The organism is Planktomarina temperata RCA23 (genome assembly GCF_000738435.1).
In the GTDB taxonomy this organism is placed as follows: domain Bacteria; phylum Pseudomonadota; class Alphaproteobacteria; order Rhodobacterales; family Rhodobacteraceae; genus Planktomarina; species Planktomarina temperata.
The window spans coordinates 1,705,067-1,724,427 of record NZ_CP003984.1; the positions used below are offsets into that span (position 1 = coordinate 1,705,067).

Below are 19,361 nucleotides of genomic sequence, written 5' to 3' on the forward strand. Positions count from 1 at the left end.
CTTTCACTGGCAGCGCGGAAAATTGCCCTGCATTTTGGCTTTTATTTAATTATAATCAGTTTCTTACGGGATAATCCTTGTGTACTTTATTCCTTCAACCGTGGCGCCGAGGCGCAGGCCGGCCTGTGCGAAGACCACGGCAATGACCGGATTAAGCGTGGTGGTGGTGTCGGCGGCGAAGGAGTCGCCGTGATCGCGATAAGCATATTCAACATTTGCGCCAGCCACCCAGCCCGGTGAAGCTCTAAACCCGGCCAATGCGTCATCGGTCATGAAAAATAGCACATGTGAATATTGCTGCGCACCAAGTTGCAACCCGGCGCTCGCCCCGGCCGCGGAATAGTAATCGACATTGGAATCACCAACCCGCAGCGCGCCACGCCCAAAACTGCCGCCCAGGCCGAAACCTGCTTCGGTAATCAAAGGCATGACCAACATGCCGCTGGCGTTCTCGGCCAATTGTTGGGTGCCGGGGTAACTGTCAAACATGACCTGTAACGTTGACTCAACAGCCGCATCAATTTGCGGTGCCTTATTAGAACCAATCGCATTTGAACAGGCCGCTGTGCCGCCAAGGGCGAGAAGGCCAAGTGAAAAATTTCGTCGTGTTGTCTGTGTCATAGATGCTCCGCCTTTTTCTGTCCGATTTATCGGATCTTCGATAAATTTTATATCATTTCCTGATGCCTGTCACTAGCGCGCCCAGGTTCAATGCGCGCCGTTTAAGATTTCGGCGACCTCTGGCGCAAAATAGCTCAAAACCCCGTCACATCCGGCCCGCTTAAAGGCCATGAGGCTCTCGAGCATGACCCGGCGCCCGTCAAGCCAGCCATTTTGCGCCGCCGCTTGCAGCATCGCATACTCTCCAGACACCTGATAGGCGAATGTTGGCACGCCAAATTCGCTCTTCGCCCGATGGCAAATGTCCAAATAGGGCATGCCGGGTTTGACCATGACCATATCTGCCCCTTCAGACAAATCCCGCGCGATCATCCGCAGGGCTTCGTCGCTGTTTGCCGGATCTATTTGATAGGTATTTTTGTCGCCGGTGAGCGCACCCGTGGCCCCAACGGCATCGCGGAATGGCCCATAAAATGCGGAAGAAAACTTGGCAGAATAGCTCAATATGCTGACGTTGTGGAAGGAGTTTTGCTCCAACATGGTCCGCAAAGCACCAATGCGCCCATCCATCATATCAGACGGTCCAAGAATATCGGCTCCCGATTGAGCCTGTGCCTGGCCCATTTTGACCAGAGCGGCCACGGTTTCGTCGTTAATGATCTCACCGTCCCGCACGATGCCATCGTGGCCGTTGATGTTATAAGGATCTAGCGCAATATCTGTCATGACCATGACGTCAGGAACGGCATCTTTGATCGCTCGAATGGCCCGATTGGACAGGTTGTCAGGATTCCAAGCCTCTTTGCAATCTTCGGTTTTTAATGCCGGGTCGGTATATGGAAAAATGCAGATTGCAGGAATGCCGAGCTTATGGGCCGTCGCCGCCAAAGCGGGCAACCGATCAACCGTGTGGCGACTGACACCCGGCATTGAGCTCACGGGTTCGTGGCTATCCTCTCCCGCCATGACAAAGATGGGCCAAATCAGATCAGCGGGGCTGAGATGTGTTTCGCGCACCATCGCCCGCAGTGCAGGATAGGCCCGCAGCCGCCGAGGACGCAGGGCAGGAAAGGGGGCTTGGGTTTGAAAACGCGCCATGACTGGAACCTCATTTACATAGATAGTTTGGGTTTTCTTCTGATCGGCTTAGGTGTAGCAGAGAAAAAATGCAAATTCCAAATTCAAGTGACCCTTAATGAGCCTCATTGATCTTCTTTCATGGGATGCCTTTGGCAGCGGATGGTTTTGGTCTCTTATTGTGTTGCAATGGTTTTGGCATGGCGCTCAAGTCCTCGGAGTGCCTGTTGATTGCCTTCAATCCAAAGACAGGGGGCAGCTTTTTACCATCGTAAAGTGGCGCGCCCAACGCAGGGTTGATACAGCCCATCAAGCGCCGCTCGCTGTTGTGGTCGCCCTGTCGTTTTTGGTATCGGTGCTCTTCATATTGGGGTTTATCTACCAGATCGAACTCTGTGCCGCCGCCAGTCTTTTGATCCTCCCAGAATTGGTGATTTTCCGATTGGGTTATCGCACGGCGCAGACCATATGCGCCGATCATCAGGAGTTTGAGCCAGTGATCAAAGATTTGAAAAAACTGCATCTAAAGATCTATGCCACAGGCGCCGCGGCTATTTTCTGCGCCGGGGTATTTGGCTACGGGTTCGAGGTCTTGACACAATGATAAGACAAAAGGTTTGACGGGCTGATATGACATCCAACCACATCTTGATGAGCGGCGCCCCGGAGGGCTTTGACGCGACCATTGTGAACAAAGAAGCGCAGCAGGGCGGGGTGATCCATGTCGCGCGCGATGCAAATCGTCTACAGGCGATGCGGGCGGCTTTGGAATTTTTTGCCCCTGAGCTGCCCGTCTTTCATTTTCCCGCTTGGGACTGTCTGCCCTTTGACCGCGTATCGCCGAATGCGGATATCAGTGCCCAGCGCATGTCGAGCCTGGCCAGTTTTCTCGCGCAGATGCCAAAATCCTATGTTGTCTTAACCACGCTTTCGGCTGCCAGCCAGCGCGTGCCGGCGCGCGCGACTGTTGGATCCGCCGTCTTTCGCGCCTCGGTTCAGAGCCGCGTGGATGAACAAGCCTTGCGGGCTTTTCTGGTGCGCATGGGATTCACGCAAACGCCAACAGTTATGGAGCCGGGCGATTATTCAATTCGGGGGGGCATTATCGACATTTTCCCGCCTGGCCTTTCCGAGCCAATCCGTCTGGATTTTTTCGGCGATACGCTTGACGGCATTCGCCAATTTGATCCGGCAACGCAGCGCACAGTGAAATCGCTTGAGAAGGTTGAATTGTCCCCCGTGTCCGAAGTGATCCTAGACGAGGCCTCGATCCGGCGATTTCGACAAAACTACCGCATTGAGTTTGGGGCCGCAGGCACAGATGATCCGCTCTATGAGGCCATATCCGCAGGACGAAAACATCAAGGGGTGGAGCATTGGCTGCCGTTCTTTCACGAAGAAATGGACACGCTGTTTGACTACTTGCCCGATGCGACGGTTATTGTGGATGATCAATCGACCCCAGCGCGCTTGGCCCGCTGGGACGCCATTGCTGATCAATATGACGCGCGCAAAACCGCATTCACGCAAAAGGGGCGTTTAGATACGGTCTACAAACCCGCGCCACCAGAATTGCTCTATCTCAATGATGCCGCCTGGCAGGAGGCCTTGGCAGGGCGGCGGCAGGTTGCCCTATCGGTTTTGCCACAACCGACGGGGTTGAATGTCCTGGATGCGGGCGCGCGGCTTGGCCGCAATTTTGCGCCTGAGCGTCAGAACGAGGCCCTGAGCCTCTTTGGTGCGGTCTCTGACCATATTAAGAACAAGCGCGCCGCCAAGCCTGTGGTGATTACCTCCTACTCGACGGGCGCCAGAGAGCGCCTGTCGGGCCTGTTGCAAGATGAGGGGCATGGGGAGCTGATTGAGATCAGCAATATAACAGGCCTGCGCGGCGCAGGCACATATCTGGCGGTCTCCCCGCTGGAACATGGCTTTGAAACCGATGATCTCCTGGTGATCTCCGAGCAGGATATTTTGGGTGATCGTTTGGTGCGCAGCACGAAAAGGCGCAAACGGGCCGATAATTTCCTCACCGAAACTCAAAGTTTGAGCCCGGGCGATTTGGTGGTGCATGTGGATCACGGGGTGGGACGGTTCAAAGCTCTGGAGATTATCAGTGCAGCGGGTGCCGATCATGAATGCCTGCTGCTCGAATATGCCGAAAACTCCAAACTCTATTTGCCGGTGGAAAACATAGAGCTTTTGTCACGCTATGGCCATGACGAAGGCCTTTTGGATCGTTTGGGCGGCGGCGCGTGGCAAGCAAAGAAAGCGCGCCTCAAAGAACGCATCCGTGAAATGGCAGAAAAGCTCATTCGTGTGGCAGCGGAACGTGCGTTGCGCAAAGCGCCGCTGGTCGATCCACCTTTGGGCATGTGGGACAGTTTTTGTGCACGTTTTCCGTATCAAGAAACCGACGATCAATTGAGCGCCATTTCTGATGTGATAGAAGATCTCGGCACCGGCCGCCCGATGGATCGGTTAATCTGTGGCGATGTTGGGTTTGGCAAAACTGAAGTTGCGATGCGGGCGGCATTTGTGGCGGCCTGTAGTGGTTTGCAAGTGGCCGTGGTCGCACCGACGACGCTTCTTGCGCGTCAACACGCGAAAAGCTTTGCTGAGAGGTTTCGCGGCTTTCCGCTCGAGATCCGGCAACTGTCGCGTTTTGTCTCGGCCAAAGCGGCCAATGAAACCCGAGACGGGCTGGCCCGCGGCACGGTCGATATTGTGATCGGAACCCATGCGGTGCTCGCAGATCAGGTTCGTTTCAAAAACCTTGGGCTCTTGGTCATTGACGAGGAACAACGCTTCGGCGTGGGGCATAAGGAAAAGCTCAAACAATTGCGCTCTGACGTGCATGTGCTCACTCTGACGGCCACACCTATCCCAAGGACCTTGCAATTGTCTTTGACCGGTGTTCGAGACCTATCCATCATTGGCACACCGCCCATCGATCGTCTGGCCATTCGAACCTATGTCAGCGAGTTTGACACCATCACCCTGAGAGAGGCGCTCTTGCGCGAGCATTATCGCGGCGGGCAAAGCTTTTTTGTGGTGCCGCGCATTCAAGATATCCCCGACATGGAGGCATTTTTGCGCGAGCATGTGCCGGAAGTTTCAGTCGTTGTGGGTCATGGGCAGATGCCGGCGGGCGAATTAGATGATAAGATGAATGCATTTTACGACGGCAAATATGATGTGCTTTTGGCCACAACCATCGTGGAATCTGGTCTCGATATTCCCACGGCCAATACGATGATTATTTACCGTGCGGATATGTTTGGCCTGTCGCAGCTCTATCAAATCCGTGGCCGGGTCGGGCGCTCCAAAACACGCGCCTTTGCCTATATGACCACCAAACCGCGTGCCAAACTCACGCCCACCGCGGAAAAACGCCTGCGAGTCTTGGGCTCACTGGATTCTTTGGGGGCGGGGTTCACTCTTGCCAGCCAAGATTTGGACATTCGCGGCGCCGGCAATCTTTTAGGCGAAGAGCAATCAGGTCAAATGCGGGACGTGGGCTATGAACTCTATCAGCAAATGCTGGAAGACGCGATTGCCAAGATCAGGTCGGGCGAGACCGAAGCCAATTTGGATAATGACCAATGGGCGCCGCAAATAAACCTTGGGGTGTCCGTCCTGATCCCTGCGGCCTATGTGCCGGATCTGGATGTGCGCTTGGGCTTGTATCGTCGGTTGTCGTCTCTTGCGACAAAAGTTGAGCTGGAAGGCTTCGCAGCCGAGCTGATCGACCGGTTTGGGCCTCTGCCCAAAGAGGTCAATACGTTGATGCTCATCGTGCGCATAAAAGCCATGTGCCGCAAAGCCGGGATCGCCAAACTGGACGGCGGGCCAAAAGGGGCGACCATCCAGTTTCACAATGATAAATTTGCCTCGCCCGGCGGTTTGGTGGCTTTCTTGGAAGATCAACGCGGTCTTGCAAAAATCCGTGACAACAAGGTTGTTGTACGCCGAGATTGGGCCCGTACATCCGACAAAATCAAAGGCGCCTTCGCCATTGCCAAGGATCTTGCCACGCTTGTGGCCGCAGAAGCGAAACGCAAAGCCTAGGTTTCGGCCAATTGCCCCTGAAGCTCAGAAATGATGGACGTCCAGACCTCTGGCGGTTGCGCGCCAGGCACAGCATGTTGATTGGCAATAATGAATGTCGGCACAGCCGTGATGCCCATTTTTCGACTATGGGCGTCACGCTCTTGGATCACCGCGCGGTCGGCATCGCTCGACAAAAGCCGGGCGATGACATCTCGTTCCAGGCCAATCACCTCGGCAATGTCGCACAACGCCTCGCGGTTGCCGATGTCGATACCCATGCAGAAATAGGCTTGAAACAGCGCATCCACCACCGCATTTTGCTTTTGCTCCAACCCGGCCCAATGAATAAGGCGATGGGCATCTATGGTATTGGGGGTGCGCTTCATGGCGGCAAAATCGATGGGCAGCCCCAGCGCTTCCGCGGTTTGCTCAATTTGAGAATAAACTTTGATCGCGGCCTCTTTGCCGCCAAATTTGCGCTCTAAATAGACGCGGCGGTCCATACCCTCAGCCGGCATATCTGGATTGAGCTGGAAAGGATGCCATTCCACCGTGAAGGGGTGATCTGGGTGTTCAGCCAGCGCCTTTTCAAGATGAGTTTTGCCGATATAGCACCAGGGGCAAATCGGATCAGACATGATATCAAGCTTAATCATAACTCAGAGTTCCACAATTGGGGCAGGGCGGCCCGGATTAATTTCCCATTTGGGTTGCGCGGCAAGGCAGGCACTTTTTGCACGATGCGAGGTTGTTTGTAGCGTGCTAAATCCCGCGCGGCCAGTGCGTCGATCTGCGCAAGATCAAAGGGGTCCTCGACTACAACGAAAGCGGCGATGACAAAAACATCCGGGCGCACTTCAACTTCGGTGACACCAACCTCTTGCACACCGGGGCAGGCCTCTAACACTTGCTCAATTTCTCGAGGCGCGACGCGGTAACCACCGGCATTGAGAATATCCCCGCTGCGCCCGGCAAAGCCAATCCGACCATCCGCATACATCTGCCCTTGATCGGCCGTATGATACCAGCCGTTTTTCAGGGGCAAGTTGATCGTCGCATCCTCAATATAACCAAGCATCAAGCCCGGATCCCGCCCATCGACTGAGATGGTCCCGATCTGTCCACGCTCGGCCAGGTCATCACCGTCAAAGATGGCAATCTTGCGGCCGGGTTGCACGGCAAGATGCTCGGGCGCAGATGGCGTCGCCGATAGAAACGTAGAGCATTCGGTCATGCCAAAGGCCTCGCAAATCGGGGTTTGGGTGCGGTCTTGCCAGCTTTGGCGCACCGACCGCGGCAGCACATCACCGGCGCTCAAACCGTGGCGTAAGAGCGGCGGCTGCACAAAAGACTGTTGCAGCAACCGGCGGTAAATTCCAGGGGCAGCGGCAAAGATGGTCGCCTCTTCCGCCTGCATAATCTGCCACAATTCGGCGGGCTCTTGCGTGTTGGGGATGACAGCACTGGCTCCAATTGCCCAAGGGTCCATCAATCCCGTTCCCAATGTATAGGTCCAATTAAAGGCACCGGCGTGCATCATGACATCTTGCGGCGTCAGCTCATACCAGCCAGTCCACATCATCCTGCGCGCCCAAACTGCGCGATGAGCATGCAGAACGGCGCGCGGCTGGCCGGATGTGCCGGAGGTGAAGATAATATAGCCGGGGCGATTGGGATCACCCAGGATCGGCCGGGCCGGGGGAAGATTTTGAAATGCCTGCAGCTGCGGGGTCTGCAATGTCAGCCCGTCAAACCCCGCCAAGCCATGGCTTGGGTCACAAATCATGGCTTTGGGCTGGGTTTTGCCCAGCAGCACTTGCACCTCGCGGTCCGTTAACGCGATTGAACATGGCATCGCAACAGCATCTAACGCAGCAAGGGCCAAAAAGCAGACGGGAAAATCGACAGTATTGCCGATGCGCAGCAAAACACGGTCTCCGGCGGCAATCCCCGCCCGGCGCAGACCTGTGGCCACGCCAAATACTGCCCGCGCCAGTTGCGCATAGCTGTATTTGCGCGCAACACCCGCCTCATAGACGGTCAAAGCAACCTTGCCCGGCGTATTATTTGCGGCAGCCAGGACATAGGCCGCCAGATTGAAGTTCTGGGGGCAGGGTGGCGCAGGAGAAAGGTCAAACAAAGCATCCATAGGCTTCGGCTAGCGCGCGTCACCCCAGGTTGCAAGCCTTGTGCGGGCAGTTTATGACGGGCCTATGACAAAAAATGATCCCAGTTCGATTATCCAAATCGCCCGTGACAATGGCAATTCTGAAGATGGATTGCCTCTCAACCTTGGGTTGCGCGTGCGCGAATTGCGCAAAGCGCGCAATTGGACGTTAGAGCAAGCCGCGAGCCAAGCAGGTCTGGCCCGCAGCACCCTATCAAAAATCGAAAATGGGCAAATGTCTCCGACCTATGATGCGTTAAAAAAGCTTGCCATTGGCTTGGAAATTTCCGTGCCACAGCTCTTTACCCCACCGGTCAACAATCAAATCAACGGCCGTTTGGCCCATACCAAAGCGGGCGAGGGGCAAAGCCATGTCACCGCCACATATGAGCATGAGCTTTTGGCCAATTCCCTGTCAAAAAAACGCATGTTGCCCTATCGCGCCGTGGTACACGCCCGGTCGATGGAAGAATTCGATGGCTGGGTGCGTCATGATGGTGAGGAATTCCTCTATGTGCTGACCGGGGTGGTTAAGCTATATACGGAGTTCTACGAACCGATTGAGATGCGCCGGGGCGATAGCGCCTACTACGACGCCTCTATGGGGCATAATGTGGTGACGCAAAGCGCGGAAGATGCGACCATTTTATGGGTCACCTCGCTCGGTTAACCGCTTGTTTCGGTGTTAAAGACGGCCCTTACAGCCCAAAGCGCCAGGGCCATTCCGATCAATTGGCATAGGATAAACATTGGCACATGGGCCGGATCAATCCCTGCAAAGGTATCTGATAGCGCCCGCGCGATGGAGACCGCAGGGTTGGCAAAGCTGGTGGAGGCGGTGAACCAATAGGCTCCTGTGATATAAAGCGCGACCATTGTGGCAATGGCTTTGGAGTTTTGTGCCAAACCGCCGAAAACGATCAGCAGCAGCCCGAAACTTGCAAAAATTTCGGACACCCAAAGCGGCCCACCGCTCCGCGGGGTTTGCGACAGCTGAAACAAGCTTTGGTCAAACATTGCATGGGTCAAGATCACTCCCGTTATTGCGCCAAAAATCTGCGCTGATATGAAGGCGCAGGCCCGCGTGATTGGCATCTCGCCGCGCAGCACAAAGGCCAGGGAGACAATGGGGTTGAAATGCGCGCCAGAGACCGCACCAAATAGGGTGATGATGCAATAGAGCATACAGCCCGTTGCAATGGCATTGGCCAATAGCGCCAAAGCAATATTTCCACCAGCCAGAGTCTCAGCCATGATTCCGCTGCCAACCACTGAAACTAATAGAAAACCTGTCCCCAAAAACTCCGCAAGAACTGCATTTTTCATTGTTGATCTACTCCAATATTTACCCCAGCGCCTATTGCGCTTCATACCACCAAACATCCGGCAGAAATCCAATCCAATCGCCATACATCGGTAGGCGTTCGGGATATTTGATTTCTTTGACATGGGCCAATCTGCTGAAAGAACTCGTGTGAATTGGAATAACGTAACGTCCGGCGGTTAAAATCCGGTCCAGCGCCTTCACGGCCGCGAGAAAGTCCTCTCGGCTGGTCGAGCTCACCAGTTTTGCAATCATAGATTCGGCAGCGGGAGAGTTCATCCCCATCCAATTGCGGGTGCCGGGTTGATCCACCCCATAGCCGCCCCAATAGAGCATCTGTTCATTGCCGGGGCTCAGCGACAGGCCGCGCCGATAATAGGCCATATCAAAATCATAGATCTGCGTGCGCTCTTTATATTGCGCCGCATCGAGCACTTCGGTCGTGAGGCGAATCCCCAGACGTTCAAGGGCTTGTTGGTAAATATCCATCATCGATTGGCTTTCCGTGTCGCCCTGCTTCAAGGTGACGGTGATTTCAAACGGCGTGCCCTGCGCGTTTCGGCGCAACCCGTCTTGAACTGTCCAACCCGCTTGTGTCAGCAAAGCATCGGCTGCACGAATATTCTTACGATTGCGCGCGCTGCCGTCAGATTGCGGCAGGCGGTAGCCTTCAATCGTGCCGGGCAGCAGGGTGTCCGCATAGGGCTCCAACAACTCAAGCACCCGACCTTTCGCTGGTCCCGCCTCCATTGAGAGCACCGAATTTGAGAAATAGGAGGTGATACGCTCCTGGCGCCCACCGGTGTTCGCCTGATTGATGAACTCGAAGTTAAACGCCGCAATCAAAGCCTCGCGCACACGCCAATCTGCGAACTTGGGCTTGCGCGTGTTCATCACAAAGCCTGTGATGCCGCTGGGGCGCTGGTGGGGTATGATGGATTTGACGATCTTCCCCGTTTGGACGGCGTCAAAATCGTAAGAGTTTTCCCAGCGTTCGGCGTTCAACTCTCTGAATGAGGAGGATTCGCCCGCTTTAAATGCCTCGAACTGCACCGATCCATCCGCATAGAAATCCAATCTAACCTCATCAAAGTTGTTTGTGCCGCGACGAAATCCAATGTCTTTGCCCCAATACTCTGGGTTGCGCATGAGACGAACATAGTTTCCCGGATCAAAATCGCGGATGACATAGGGGGCACTGGAAATGGGGATTACATCAAGGCCGGAATTTTCGAAATCTGCGCTCTCCCATTGTGCCTTTTTCAAAACTGGTCTGAGACCCACCAAGAGCGCCAACTCGCGGTCCTGATCGGCAAAGGTGAATTTCACCTTACGCGGTCCGGTCTGGCTGACCGTTTCAATTTTCTTCCAAAGCCCGTGGTAGCGCGGATGACCAATGGTGCCCAAAGTTTCATATGACCAGATCACATCCTCCACCGTCACCGGGCTGCCATCAGAGAATCGCGCCTCTGGATGAAGCGAAAATTCAACCCAGCGGCGGCTCTCATCGGTTTCAATCGATTCGGCCAGCAGCGTGTAAAGGGTGAAAGGCTCGTCATAAGAACGGCCCATCAGGCTTTCATAGGCCAGGAACCGAAGCTGCCAAGGCACAGAGCCTTTGCGAACGTGCGGATTGAGTGAGGTGAAGGTGCCTCCTTCTGCGGAAACGATGGTTCCCCCTTTCGGGGCGTTTGGGTTTGCATAGGGTAGGGACACAAAATCATGTGGTAATGCGGGGTCACCATACATAGCTATGCCATGCGTTGGCTCTGCCATGCCCAAATTGGCCGCCAGCAAAGCGGCGGCGAAAACCGCGCCAATAAGTTTGGAATTGATCCCTTGTCCATATGTCATCTGGGGTAGATCCTTTTGTTTTTGCCGGGCTGTGGCCACAGGCTAGCGTGGGAATATTACATTTTCAAACTTTTAGCTTGGACCCGCTAAACAGTTTGTTTATAGTATTGTTACTGCTCGATAGGTTTCTTGCCTGTATGAAACCTGCCTCAATAACTTAACGCCAGCTTCGTGCTGGCGTTTTTTTTGCTCCCGATGATACGAACGGCGCACTCAAGAGCACACCAACAAAGCGGCAATGGCCCACATGGTCATGCCAACCAAAATATCCAGCACCCGCCAAGCCTTGCTCGATCCCATAAGCGGCGCCAATAATCGAGCACCGAATCCAAGGGCGCAGAAAAACACCAAAGACCCTAAACTGGCACCTGTCGCGAAGGCATAGCGTAGGCTGTCTGCATCATATTGTGCCGATACTGCGCCGATGAGGCCGATTGTGTCGAGATAGACATGCGGATTTAAAAAGGTGAAACCGGCGAGAGTCAGGAGGGTCTTTTTGAGACTTTCTCGTCCCTCGCCAAGCTCCAAACGATAGTCCCCCCGATAGGCCGCGCGAAAACGTAGGGCGCCATAGGTGCATAAGAACACTGCGCCGCCCCAGGTCATCAGGCGGGCGATCCCCGGAGCCATCTGCGCCAAAACTCCAAAGCCAATCACCCCTGTCCAAATCAGAAGCGCATCGCTTGCAGCGGCAAAGAGGCATAGAGGCAAGACATGGCGGCGTAGAATGCCCTGGCGCAGGATGAACACATTTTGCGCGCCCACCGCCAGGATCAGCGACATGAGAGTGACGAAACCGGTGAAAAACGCCTGTGTCACGCGCTGCTTGGCGCTTTATCTTCGGGATAGACCAGACCAGCCGATATGATGAGCTTTGCAGCATCCTCAACAGACATTTGCAGCTCTTTGATGTCCTGACCCGGCACAAACAACAAAAAGCCAGAGGTCGGGTTGGGCGTTGTCGGCACGAAAACCGAGACCAATTTATCGTCATCAGGCGCATGGGCGGCAACCTCACCTCGGGCGGTGGTGGCAACAAAGCCGATCACCCAGATTCCCTTGCGCGGATACTCAATCAAACAGGCCCGGTCAAAGCTGTTATTTTTTTGATTAAAGACCGTTTCCGCGATTTGCTTGACGCCGCTATAGATCGTGCGCACCACGGGCATGCGGCGCACCAAACCTTCAGCCCAGCGCAGCAAAGACCGCCCCACAAAACCTTTTCCGAGCCAGCCCACAACAAAGGTGAACACCAAAAAGACAATGAGGCCAAATCCGCGGATATCATATTGGTCGCTCAGCTGAATATCGAAAAGAGTTTGGATATAGCGATCAGGCTGATAGCTGTCGGGGACAATCGCCCAGACCCGCGCATCAATCCACCCCACGACCGACCAAATCAACCAAGCCGTCAGCCCGATTGGCGCGATAATCACCAAGCCGGTAAAGAAGTTTGAGCGCATTGCGCCCATCCAACCTTGACGTCGGTGGTTTTGATCTGGTGGCGTTTCCATGGAGTGTCCTATGTCCCTGTCACCCGTGGTTTAGCCAGCACACTCTTGCCTTACAAGATTTTTTCTATCCATCTTCATGATTTCGGCAATTCCCAGCAGGATTTGGCGATCTGAGCGGCCAACCGCGCATTATTTTTCACCAAGGCAATATTGGTTTGCAGCGATTTGCCCTCGGTCAGCTCAAAAATGCGGCCCAGTAAAAACGGGGTGACAGCTTTGGCGTTGATCCCTTGCCTGTGGGCCTCATGCAGGGCCAGCTCTATCATTGGGCCGATCTCTTCGGCGCTAATCTCATCGGCCTTTGGCACGGGATTGGCGATCAATTGCCCGCCGCTTAGGCCCAGGGCTTGGCGCGCGCGCAATCCGGCTACAATCTGCTGAGGCGTATCGCAACGCAGGGGGGCAGGGATGTCACTTTTCTGCGACCAAAACGCAGGCATCTCGTCTTGACCATAAGCAATCACCGGAACCCCATAGGTTTCGAGGACTTCCATGGTTTTGGGGATGTCTAAAATGGCCTTGGCCCCGGCGGCCACGACGATCGTATCGGTGAGTGCCAATTCGCGCAGATCTGCCGAAATATCAAAGGTGAGCTCTGCGCCGCGGTGCACCCCGCCAATGCCTCCTGTGGCGAACACCTCAATGCCAGCCGCCTGCGCTGCAATCATCGTGGCGGCCACCGTGGTGGCGCCGCTTTTGCCCTGTGCCATAACAAAGGCCATATCTGCGCGCGATACTTTTGCGACATCGCGCGCCTGTGCCAAATCCGTCAATTGCCCCGGATCCAGCCCGATATGCAGCGAACCGTTCAGGATTGCGATGGTTGCCGGAACGGCGCCTGCGTCTCGCACCTCTTGCTCAACCGCCCGTGCCACATCCAAATTTTGCGGATAGGGCATGCCATGGGTGATGATCGTGCTCTCCAGCGCCACCACCGGCTTGGAAAATCCAGCATCGGTCCGGATAGCCTCAATCTCGGCGCTATAGGTCAGTTGCATAGTCTATCCCTCTGATTTTCCTGAAACATAGGCTGCGGCTGCATTTGAGGCGGCTTGCAGCGCCTGCAGTGCACCTGCACCGCGCAGCTCTGCGGCGATATGTGCGGCCATAAATGTGTCGCCTGCACCTGTGACCCGGCTGGCCAAAACAGCAGGCGGCAGGGCCAGAACGCAGCCGTCGCCATCGGCCTTAGCGGCGGCTTTCGGGCCATGGGTCACAACTGCGCGATTGGCGCCACGCGCCACCAATGCCGAGGCCGCTTCGGCCGCGTCGCTGAAGTCACGCCCCAAAATCAACTCTGCTTCTTCAACATTGACATAAAGCGTTGCGCCCGGGTGCCCAAGCAGCGGCAACAATCGCTCCGCCTTGCCCGGAGAGGCCGGCGCGATCCGCAAATCAGCTCGGGCAAACAGCGGGGAGGCGGCGATCTGCGCCAAAAGCCCCACGGTCAGATTGCCATCAAGTGCAATCAAACCATGAAATGGCTGCTCAGCCCGTCCCAGACGTCCGTCAGCCAGCGGCCGCAATATCTTGTCTCCCGCCGCTTCAAGAGAATGGGCATCCGCAATCGCCGCAATGAGGCCGTTGCTGCCTTCAATGGCCATATAGCGGTCGGTCGGTAGGTCTTGGGAGCGGTAGAGATACGCGGTATTCAGCCCCAGAACTTCTGCGGCCGCAATCAATTCCTGCCCATCAAGGTCTTGTCCAACCACGGACAAAAGTGCCGGATGCAGATCAAATCGCTTTAAAGTCATCGCAATATTCATGGCGACGCCGCCCGGCAACCGCGTGATGCGGCCCGGCACATCAGACCCGGCTTGCATGGCACGGGTTGAGCGGCCAATGACATCCCACAGCACCGAACCGATGCACAATATATCTGGACTCTGCGTCATATGGGTTTGTGGCAAACTCATCTATGAGAGACAAGTTCTTTTGCGCATTCGGGCGCAGCAGGCCTCGCTTTTCGTGGTTTAACAAAGGCGCCAAGCAGGGGCGTGAGTAAGAGCTTGCTATTTTGTTAAAAATATCCTAGAGAACCCATGCGACGTTACATCTATCGGCATAACTGCTCCTTACGGCTCAGTCTTTCGATCTAGCACTGACTTAGCCACACTGCTGCATTCCGCGGGCAGATCAAACAAGGAGAACGACGATGGCTACTGGCACCGTCAAATGGTTTAACACTTCAAAAGGCTTCGGCTTTATCGCTCCCGATGGCGGCTCTAAAGATGTATTTGTACACATCTCTGCTGTTGAGCGTGCAGGCTTGACTGGCTTGAATGATGACCAAAAAGTAACATTCGATATCGAACCTGGCCGTGACGGCCGCGAAAGCGCGACAAACATCGCTTTGGCTTAAGGGCCGGCCTCCGATTGGGAGCCGATATCTTTGAAATTTATTAAGGGCGTGCCGCAAATGGCGCGCCCTTTTTGCTTTTTTACCCTCAAAGGCCACAAATCGCGCGAAACACGGCTGAATATGCTTAATTTACGCCGCTTTTCGCTTGCCAAGGGGCAGGGGGGCGATTAAAGCAGCCCTACTTCGCAGGTGGGGTTTGGGCCTTTGAGGGAGAAATCCTCAAAAGTCCGCCGGTTGAGAGCAATCTCTGACATCCCCGCCGAGGCATAAACCGGAAAGGAAATGGCAATGGCCGCAGATTTCACAATGCGTCAGCTCTTGGAAGCTGGCGTGCACTTTGGGCACCAAACACAACGCTGGAACCCACGTATGGGTCAATTCATCTATGGGGAGCGTAACGGCATCCACATCATGGATCTGACACAGACCGTTCCAATGCTCGATGCAGCTTTGAAAGCCATTCAAGACACCGTCGCAAAAGGCGGCCGTATCTTGTTTGTTGGCACAAAGCGTCAAGCACAAAACCCAGTTGCAGAAGCCGCTGAGAAATGTGCGCAATACTACATGAATCACCGTTGGCTTGGTGGCACGCTGACCAACTGGCAGACCGTATCCAAATCCATCAGCCGTCTGAAAGACATTGATGAGAAAATGGAAACGGGTTTTGCCGGTTTGACCAAAAAAGAGCGTTTGGGCATGGAACGTGACCAAGCTAAATTGCAAGCCTCTTTGGGCGGCATTCGTGAAATGGGCGGCGTTCCTGATCTGTTGTTCGTCATCGACGTGAACAAAGAAGATCTGGCCATTGCAGAAGCGAAAAAGCTGGGCATTCCAGTGGTGGCTGTTGTGGATACAAACTGCCCACCCGATGGCATTGACTACGTCATTCCCGGCAATGACGACGCGGCACGTGCGATTGCACTTTACTGCGATCTCGCCGCGCGCGCAGCCTTGGAAGGCATGTCCGCACAGCTTGGCGCCGCTGGCGTTGATCTCGGCTCTATGGAAGAGGCTGTCGCGGAAGAGGCTCTTGTTGAAGCCGCCGCAGAAGACGCTCCAGCCGCTGAGGCTTAAGCCCAGATTGGAAGTTTACATCGGTTGCGGGAAACCGCAGCCGAGATTCTCTTATAGGAAAAGGAACACGATTATGGCGATTACTGCTGCAATGGTGAAAGAAATGCGCGAAAAATCCGGCGCAGGCATGATGGATGCCAAAAAAGCATTGACCGAAAACGATGGCGATATGGAAGCGGCAATGGATTGGCTGCGCACCAAAGGTCTGGCCAAAGCTGCAAAAAAATCCGGTCGGACTGCGGCTGAGGGGCTTGTGGCTGTGGCCGTTCAAGCGGGCAAGGGTGTTGCGGTTGAGGTGAACTCAGAAACTGATTTCGTCGGCAAAAACGCAGATTTCCAAGCGATGGTTGCGAAAATCGCAACAGCTGGCTTGTCCGCAGACAGCACAGAAGGCTTGGCTGCGACTGTTGTGGACGGCAAGCCTGTGGCTGATCTGATCACAGATGCGATTGCCACCATTGGCGAAAATATGTCTTTGCGCCGTATGGCGACGGTTTCGGCAGATACGGTTGTGTCCTATGTGCACAATGCCGCGGCCGAGGGTATGGGCAAGATCGGCGTGTTGGTCGGCCTGTCTGGTGACAATGAAGCCTTTGGCAAGCAGGTGGCGATGCATATCGCTGCGGCCAATCCTGCAGCCTTGAATGAAGCCTCCTTGGATCCTGCGGTTGTTGAAAAGGAAAAGCAAATTCAGATGGATATTGCTCGCGAAAGCGGCAAGCCTGAAGCTGTGATCGAAAAAATGATCGTGGGCCGGATGAAGAAATTCATGGCGGACTCGACCTTGATGGGGCAAGCTTTTGTGGTCAATCCCGATCTGACGGTTGAAGCGGCGGCCAAAGAAGCTGGCGTTGAGGTCACAGGATTTGTGCGCCTTGAAGTGGGTGAAGGCATCGAAAAAGTGGTTGAAGATTTCGCCGCCGAAGTTGCGAAAACAATGAAGGGTTAACCCAGCCCAGACCGAAATTAAAAAGGCGTCCCTTGGGATGCCTTTTTTTGTACGCTACAACCGGGCAGGGCGCGCCAAGGGAGGGGGCGCGCCGGATCCCAGCGGGTCAGTGCTGGGTTTGACTGATCATTGAGTGGCTGAGAAGAGACCCCTCTTTATACTTGAGGCTCGCGCGGGCCGATGGGCCGTAGCTGTCGAAATTACCATTCGCCAGCTGCGGGAACAGCTCAAGGATTTCATTGCGTGTCGGCTCGTCCAAGGCTTTCCAACCCTCCGCACCGGGGTGGAAGCTTTCAGATGGGGCGCCTTCGGCATAGACGATCTCGTGGCTGTCAAAGAGCATGTGGAAATATTCCACCTCGCCACCTTCCTCGCGCAGAATAGAATGGTCATTCACCAGTGATTTGGCCGTGGCCAGCACTTCGCGCTCGCCAAAGAGCACCTCCGCGTGCCAGCCGGATAGCAGCATGCGGTGCTGCGGGCTAACGCGGAGATCGCGCGTGTTGCCAAGCGCGCCCTTGCGGATCAGGATGGGGGCCATATTGCCGGTCGCTTGGCATTTGCTAGAGCCAATCCAGCGGATCGGTTGAAGCCCGTGATCTAGCGTTTCAACGCGATCACCCACAGCGAGGTCTTCAATGGCAACCTCGCCGGATTGGGTTTTGATCTGTGAACCACGAGTGAAGCAGGCAATTTGGAGGTTGGCATTATCCATCGACATGAAACCGTTACCAAATGCTTCCAGTCGGATTTCTGTGACGGTAATCACTGGGGTGATCGCTAGCGTAAAAGTTGCATATCCGCCAGGAGTCGTAACTATTACGCTCCCAATGACATTATTGGCCTGATCAAGGACACGAAGTACAGGAGTTGTTGGTGCAGCTGTCACAGGGTCCAAATCAACCGACAAAGAATAGGGTGTTCCGACTGTCAATGGTGTGGTCAAGGTTTGCCCCAAAGACTCATTTTCCCCAAACCAGATCCAATCATCCCCATCTGTTGCGGAACCTGCCCCCAATAAATTACGGTTCAAGTCTGGGGTGTTCGTAACGGCAAACCAGCCTGCGGCATCCCCGCTTGCAATGGCTGTCCATGTCGTATGAGGACCTTCAAAACTTCCGTTAGTTAGTAAGTTCTTCATTTATTTCTCCTTTTTGAGCGCCGGCTTCGTTAACCACCGCACGCGCTGCAATATCATGGATTGATGTAGCGCCATCGACAGATGGCGGGTTGTCGTCGTCTGTTGGATGCTTTTCACAAAACCCAGCTTTTCTAACACTCGCCCGCTGGCTTTATTCTGAATAAAATATCCAGATTTAACTTGTTGCTGCAGCGTAGTGGAAAAAAGCCGATCAAGCGCTTGCCTGACAGCACATGTTGCAATACCTCTCCCCCAATACTTTGGGTCCAAAAAATACTCCAGCTGATCGCGCATTTGCAGCGCACCAACCAGCAGCCGATCAAATGCTATTCCAAACACCAGCCCCGGATTCTCCATGCCAAAAGTTACAAACCTTTTGGCATGGGACCGCTTAAACGGGTGAGGCATATGTGCCAGATATCTGGCCACTTGCATTTGATTGCAGATTTCAACCAGACGCGGCACGTCACGCATCACAAGTGGGCGCAGAGACACAGTGGCATCAGACATCGGCCTTCGCCACTGCTATGTTCTTAATCTTCATGTTCGCAGTGGTCAGCACACCAAAGGGTGTTACCAACTCATCATACTCCAACGTATTGGCGATTTTTGCCCCTAGCTCGACCCCTGATTTTATTTTGCGCGCATTGTGTAGCGATACTTGCCGATACTCATCTGTGACTGTTTCGACAACGTCCAAGATTTGAAAAATTCGAACTGACCCATTGTCGTCGATGGTCGCTCTAAAAACGTACTCTTTGCCAAAAGCATCCGAAGCAGCCTGTTCAATCTGCGCTTCTACATCTTTAACTAAGGCTGCGCCTGGTTTTCCATCATTCAACTGGGCTTTCAGGAACTCTGAAATATTTGGCGGAGTTACCAGAGTGATTGGGTCTTCAGTTTGTAAAAGCGTTACTTTTGTCATAGTTGGCTCACCTTATTTAATATTCATTCGTGATTTAATGTGCATTCGTTTCTAGAGTTTTTCACGCTACGCAATTCTGTCTATTTCATCGAGCAGATCATTAGCTGCCGTGCAAGTGACTAAATACTATAAATATTAACGCATTCCCAAATCTGTTGTAATTTAAATGAGAAAATAAATATACGTTGTTGCTTCTGGGGACAAGCTATATTTGTTTTAGATTTTGGCAAGCAAAAACGGTCCATAATCTATATTATGTTAAATTAATACTCAGGCAGAAACCCCAATAACATGTAACGA

19 protein-coding genes are annotated in these 19,361 nt (G+C 54.2%); 6 read left to right on the forward strand and 13 right to left on the reverse strand.

Annotated elements, in window-relative coordinates; genetic code table 11:
• Positions 1 to 63 precede the first annotated feature (63 nt).
• Both RCA23_RS08100 and hemB read right to left on the reverse strand, forming a co-directional pair.
• Positions 64 to 621, reverse strand: a complete 558-nt coding sequence (locus RCA23_RS08100) for a lipid-binding SYLF domain-containing protein (protein WP_044049885.1) — start codon at positions 619 to 621, stop codon at positions 64 to 66.
• 87 nt (positions 622 to 708) lie between these two features.
• Positions 709 to 1,719: a porphobilinogen synthase gene (gene hemB, locus RCA23_RS08105; protein ID WP_044049886.1), complete on the reverse strand. Its 1,011-nt coding sequence runs from the start codon at positions 1,717 to 1,719 to the stop codon at positions 709 to 711.
• Between the two features lie 97 nt (positions 1,720 to 1,816).
• Between hemB and RCA23_RS15985 the strand changes: the two genes are divergently transcribed.
• Entirely contained in the window at positions 1,817 to 2,302 is a 486-nt protein-coding gene (locus RCA23_RS15985) for a hypothetical protein (RefSeq protein WP_052377097.1), read from the forward strand.
• A 26-nt stretch (positions 2,303 to 2,328) separates the two neighbouring features.
• A complete protein-coding gene (gene mfd / locus RCA23_RS08115; RefSeq protein WP_044049887.1) occupies positions 2,329 to 5,769 on the forward strand; it encodes a transcription-repair coupling factor in 3,441 nt (1,146 codons plus the stop codon).
• Here mfd and RCA23_RS08120 read toward each other — a convergent pair.
• Both RCA23_RS08120 and RCA23_RS08125 read right to left on the reverse strand, forming a co-directional pair.
• Positions 5,766 to 6,407 (reverse strand): DsbA family oxidoreductase, encoded by a 642-nt coding sequence (locus RCA23_RS08120; RefSeq protein WP_044049888.1) that lies wholly within the window; start codon positions 6,405 to 6,407, stop codon positions 5,766 to 5,768. The genes mfd and RCA23_RS08120 overlap by 4 nt on opposite strands.
• Positions 6,404 to 7,900: a class I adenylate-forming enzyme family protein gene (locus RCA23_RS08125; RefSeq protein WP_044049889.1), complete on the reverse strand. Its 1,497-nt coding sequence runs from the start codon at positions 7,898 to 7,900 to the stop codon at positions 6,404 to 6,406. The genes RCA23_RS08120 and RCA23_RS08125 overlap by 4 nt, the downstream gene beginning before the upstream one ends.
• A gap of 64 nt (positions 7,901 to 7,964) precedes the next feature.
• On the opposite strand from RCA23_RS08125, the gene RCA23_RS08130 reads away from it, so the two are divergent.
• Positions 7,965 to 8,588 (forward strand): helix-turn-helix domain-containing protein, encoded by a 624-nt coding sequence (locus RCA23_RS08130; protein WP_044049890.1) that lies wholly within the window; start codon positions 7,965 to 7,967, stop codon positions 8,586 to 8,588.
• On the opposite strand, the gene RCA23_RS08135 is transcribed toward RCA23_RS08130, so the two are convergent.
• The 6 genes from RCA23_RS08135 to RCA23_RS08160 form a co-directional block, all read right to left on the reverse strand.
• Entirely contained in the window at positions 8,585 to 9,289 is a 705-nt protein-coding gene (locus tag RCA23_RS08135; RefSeq protein WP_052377268.1) for an aquaporin, read from the reverse strand. The genes RCA23_RS08130 and RCA23_RS08135 overlap by 4 nt on opposite strands.
• Positions 9,276 to 11,096 (reverse strand): ABC transporter substrate-binding protein, encoded by a 1,821-nt coding sequence (locus RCA23_RS08140; RefSeq protein ID WP_044051410.1) that lies wholly within the window; start codon positions 11,094 to 11,096, stop codon positions 9,276 to 9,278. Before RCA23_RS08140 ends, RCA23_RS08135 begins: the two co-directional genes overlap by 14 nt.
• Positions 11,097 to 11,309: 213 nt before the next feature.
• Positions 11,310 to 11,915 carry a LysE/ArgO family amino acid transporter gene (locus RCA23_RS08145; protein WP_347721356.1) on the reverse strand — a complete coding sequence of 202 codons (606 nt, stop codon included), beginning with the start codon at positions 11,913 to 11,915 and terminating at the stop codon, positions 11,310 to 11,312.
• On the reverse strand, positions 11,912 to 12,610 hold the full coding sequence (locus RCA23_RS08150) for a DUF502 domain-containing protein (protein WP_044049892.1): 699 nt from the start codon (positions 12,608 to 12,610) through the stop codon (positions 11,912 to 11,914). Before RCA23_RS08150 ends, RCA23_RS08145 begins: the two co-directional genes overlap by 4 nt.
• A 74-nt stretch (positions 12,611 to 12,684) precedes the next feature.
• A complete protein-coding gene (locus tag RCA23_RS08155) occupies positions 12,685 to 13,608 on the reverse strand; it encodes a pseudouridine-5'-phosphate glycosidase (RefSeq protein WP_044049893.1) in 924 nt (307 codons plus the stop codon).
• Positions 13,609 to 13,611: 3 nt separating this feature from the next.
• Positions 13,612 to 14,505 (reverse strand): PfkB family carbohydrate kinase, encoded by an 894-nt coding sequence (locus tag RCA23_RS08160; protein ID WP_044051412.1) that lies wholly within the window; start codon positions 14,503 to 14,505, stop codon positions 13,612 to 13,614.
• A gap of 260 nt (positions 14,506 to 14,765) precedes the next feature.
• Between RCA23_RS08160 and RCA23_RS08165 the strand changes: the two genes are divergently transcribed.
• The 3 genes from RCA23_RS08165 (at position 14,766) to tsf (ending at position 16,995) form a co-directional block, all read left to right on the forward strand.
• Entirely contained in the window at positions 14,766 to 14,972 is a 207-nt protein-coding gene (locus RCA23_RS08165; protein WP_044049894.1) for a cold-shock protein, read from the forward strand.
• Between the two features lie 288 nt (positions 14,973 to 15,260).
• A complete protein-coding gene (rpsB, locus tag RCA23_RS08170; RefSeq protein ID WP_424452102.1) occupies positions 15,261 to 16,046 on the forward strand; it encodes a 30S ribosomal protein S2 in 786 nt (261 codons plus the stop codon).
• A gap of 73 nt (positions 16,047 to 16,119) precedes the next feature.
• Positions 16,120 to 16,995: a translation elongation factor Ts gene (tsf, locus tag RCA23_RS08175; RefSeq protein WP_044049896.1), complete on the forward strand. Its 876-nt coding sequence runs from the start codon at positions 16,120 to 16,122 to the stop codon at positions 16,993 to 16,995.
• 106 nt (positions 16,996 to 17,101) lie between these two features.
• On the opposite strand, the gene RCA23_RS08180 is transcribed toward tsf, so the two are convergent.
• From RCA23_RS08180 to RCA23_RS08190, 3 genes are read right to left on the reverse strand one after another with little or no spacing between them, the layout of a single operon-like run.
• Positions 17,102 to 18,136 carry a Hint domain-containing protein gene (locus tag RCA23_RS08180; RefSeq protein ID WP_081870932.1) on the reverse strand — a complete coding sequence of 345 codons (1,035 nt, stop codon included), beginning with the start codon at positions 18,134 to 18,136 and terminating at the stop codon, positions 17,102 to 17,104.
• Positions 18,137 to 18,646, reverse strand: a complete 510-nt coding sequence (locus RCA23_RS08185) for a GNAT family N-acetyltransferase (protein WP_044049897.1) — start codon at positions 18,644 to 18,646, stop codon at positions 18,137 to 18,139. It abuts the gene before it with no gap.
• Complete coding sequence (locus RCA23_RS08190; RefSeq protein ID WP_044049898.1) at positions 18,639 to 19,061, reverse strand: NusA N-terminal domain-containing protein; 423 nt, start codon at positions 19,059 to 19,061, stop codon at positions 18,639 to 18,641. Before RCA23_RS08190 ends, RCA23_RS08185 begins: the two co-directional genes overlap by 8 nt.
• Positions 19,062 to 19,361 lie beyond the last annotated feature (300 nt).

Coding starts and splice junctions, on each gene's coding strand:
- RCA23_RS08185 (WP_044049897.1), bottom strand. CDS start 18,646: ATGTCTGATGCCACTGTGTCTCTGCGCCCACTTGTGATGCGTGACGTG.
- RCA23_RS15985 (WP_052377097.1), top strand. CDS start 1,817: ATGAGCCTCATTGATCTTCTTTCATGGGATGCCTTTGGCAGCGGATGG.
- RCA23_RS08120 (WP_044049888.1), bottom strand. CDS start 6,407: ATGATTAAGCTTGATATCATGTCTGATCCGATTTGCCCCTGGTGCTAT.
- RCA23_RS08160 (WP_044051412.1), bottom strand. CDS start 14,505: ATGACGCAGAGTCCAGATATATTGTGCATCGGTTCGGTGCTGTGGGAT.
- hemB (WP_044049886.1), bottom strand. CDS start 1,719: ATGGCGCGTTTTCAAACCCAAGCCCCCTTTCCTGCCCTGCGTCCTCGG.
- RCA23_RS08100 (WP_044049885.1), bottom strand. CDS start 621: ATGACACAGACAACACGACGAAATTTTTCACTTGGCCTTCTCGCCCTT.
- RCA23_RS08125 (WP_044049889.1), bottom strand. CDS start 7,900: ATGGATGCTTTGTTTGACCTTTCTCCTGCGCCACCCTGCCCCCAGAAC.
- RCA23_RS08155 (WP_044049893.1), bottom strand. CDS start 13,608: ATGCAACTGACCTATAGCGCCGAGATTGAGGCTATCCGGACCGATGCT.
- RCA23_RS08150 (WP_044049892.1), bottom strand. CDS start 12,610: ATGGAAACGCCACCAGATCAAAACCACCGACGTCAAGGTTGGATGGGC.
- RCA23_RS08165 (WP_044049894.1), top strand. CDS start 14,766: ATGGCTACTGGCACCGTCAAATGGTTTAACACTTCAAAAGGCTTCGGC.
- mfd (WP_044049887.1), top strand. CDS start 2,329: ATGACATCCAACCACATCTTGATGAGCGGCGCCCCGGAGGGCTTTGAC.
- RCA23_RS08140 (WP_044051410.1), bottom strand. CDS start 11,096: ATGACATATGGACAAGGGATCAATTCCAAACTTATTGGCGCGGTTTTC.
- tsf (WP_044049896.1), top strand. CDS start 16,120: ATGGCGATTACTGCTGCAATGGTGAAAGAAATGCGCGAAAAATCCGGC.
- RCA23_RS08130 (WP_044049890.1), top strand. CDS start 7,965: ATGACAAAAAATGATCCCAGTTCGATTATCCAAATCGCCCGTGACAAT.
- RCA23_RS08180 (WP_081870932.1), bottom strand. CDS start 18,136: ATGAAGAACTTACTAACTAACGGAAGTTTTGAAGGTCCTCATACGACA.
- RCA23_RS08190 (WP_044049898.1), bottom strand. CDS start 19,061: ATGACAAAAGTAACGCTTTTACAAACTGAAGACCCAATCACTCTGGTA.
- RCA23_RS08135 (WP_052377268.1), bottom strand. CDS start 9,289: ATGAAGCGCAATAGGCGCTGGGGTAAATATTGGAGTAGATCAACAATG.
- rpsB (WP_424452102.1), top strand. CDS start 15,261: ATGGCCGCAGATTTCACAATGCGTCAGCTCTTGGAAGCTGGCGTGCAC.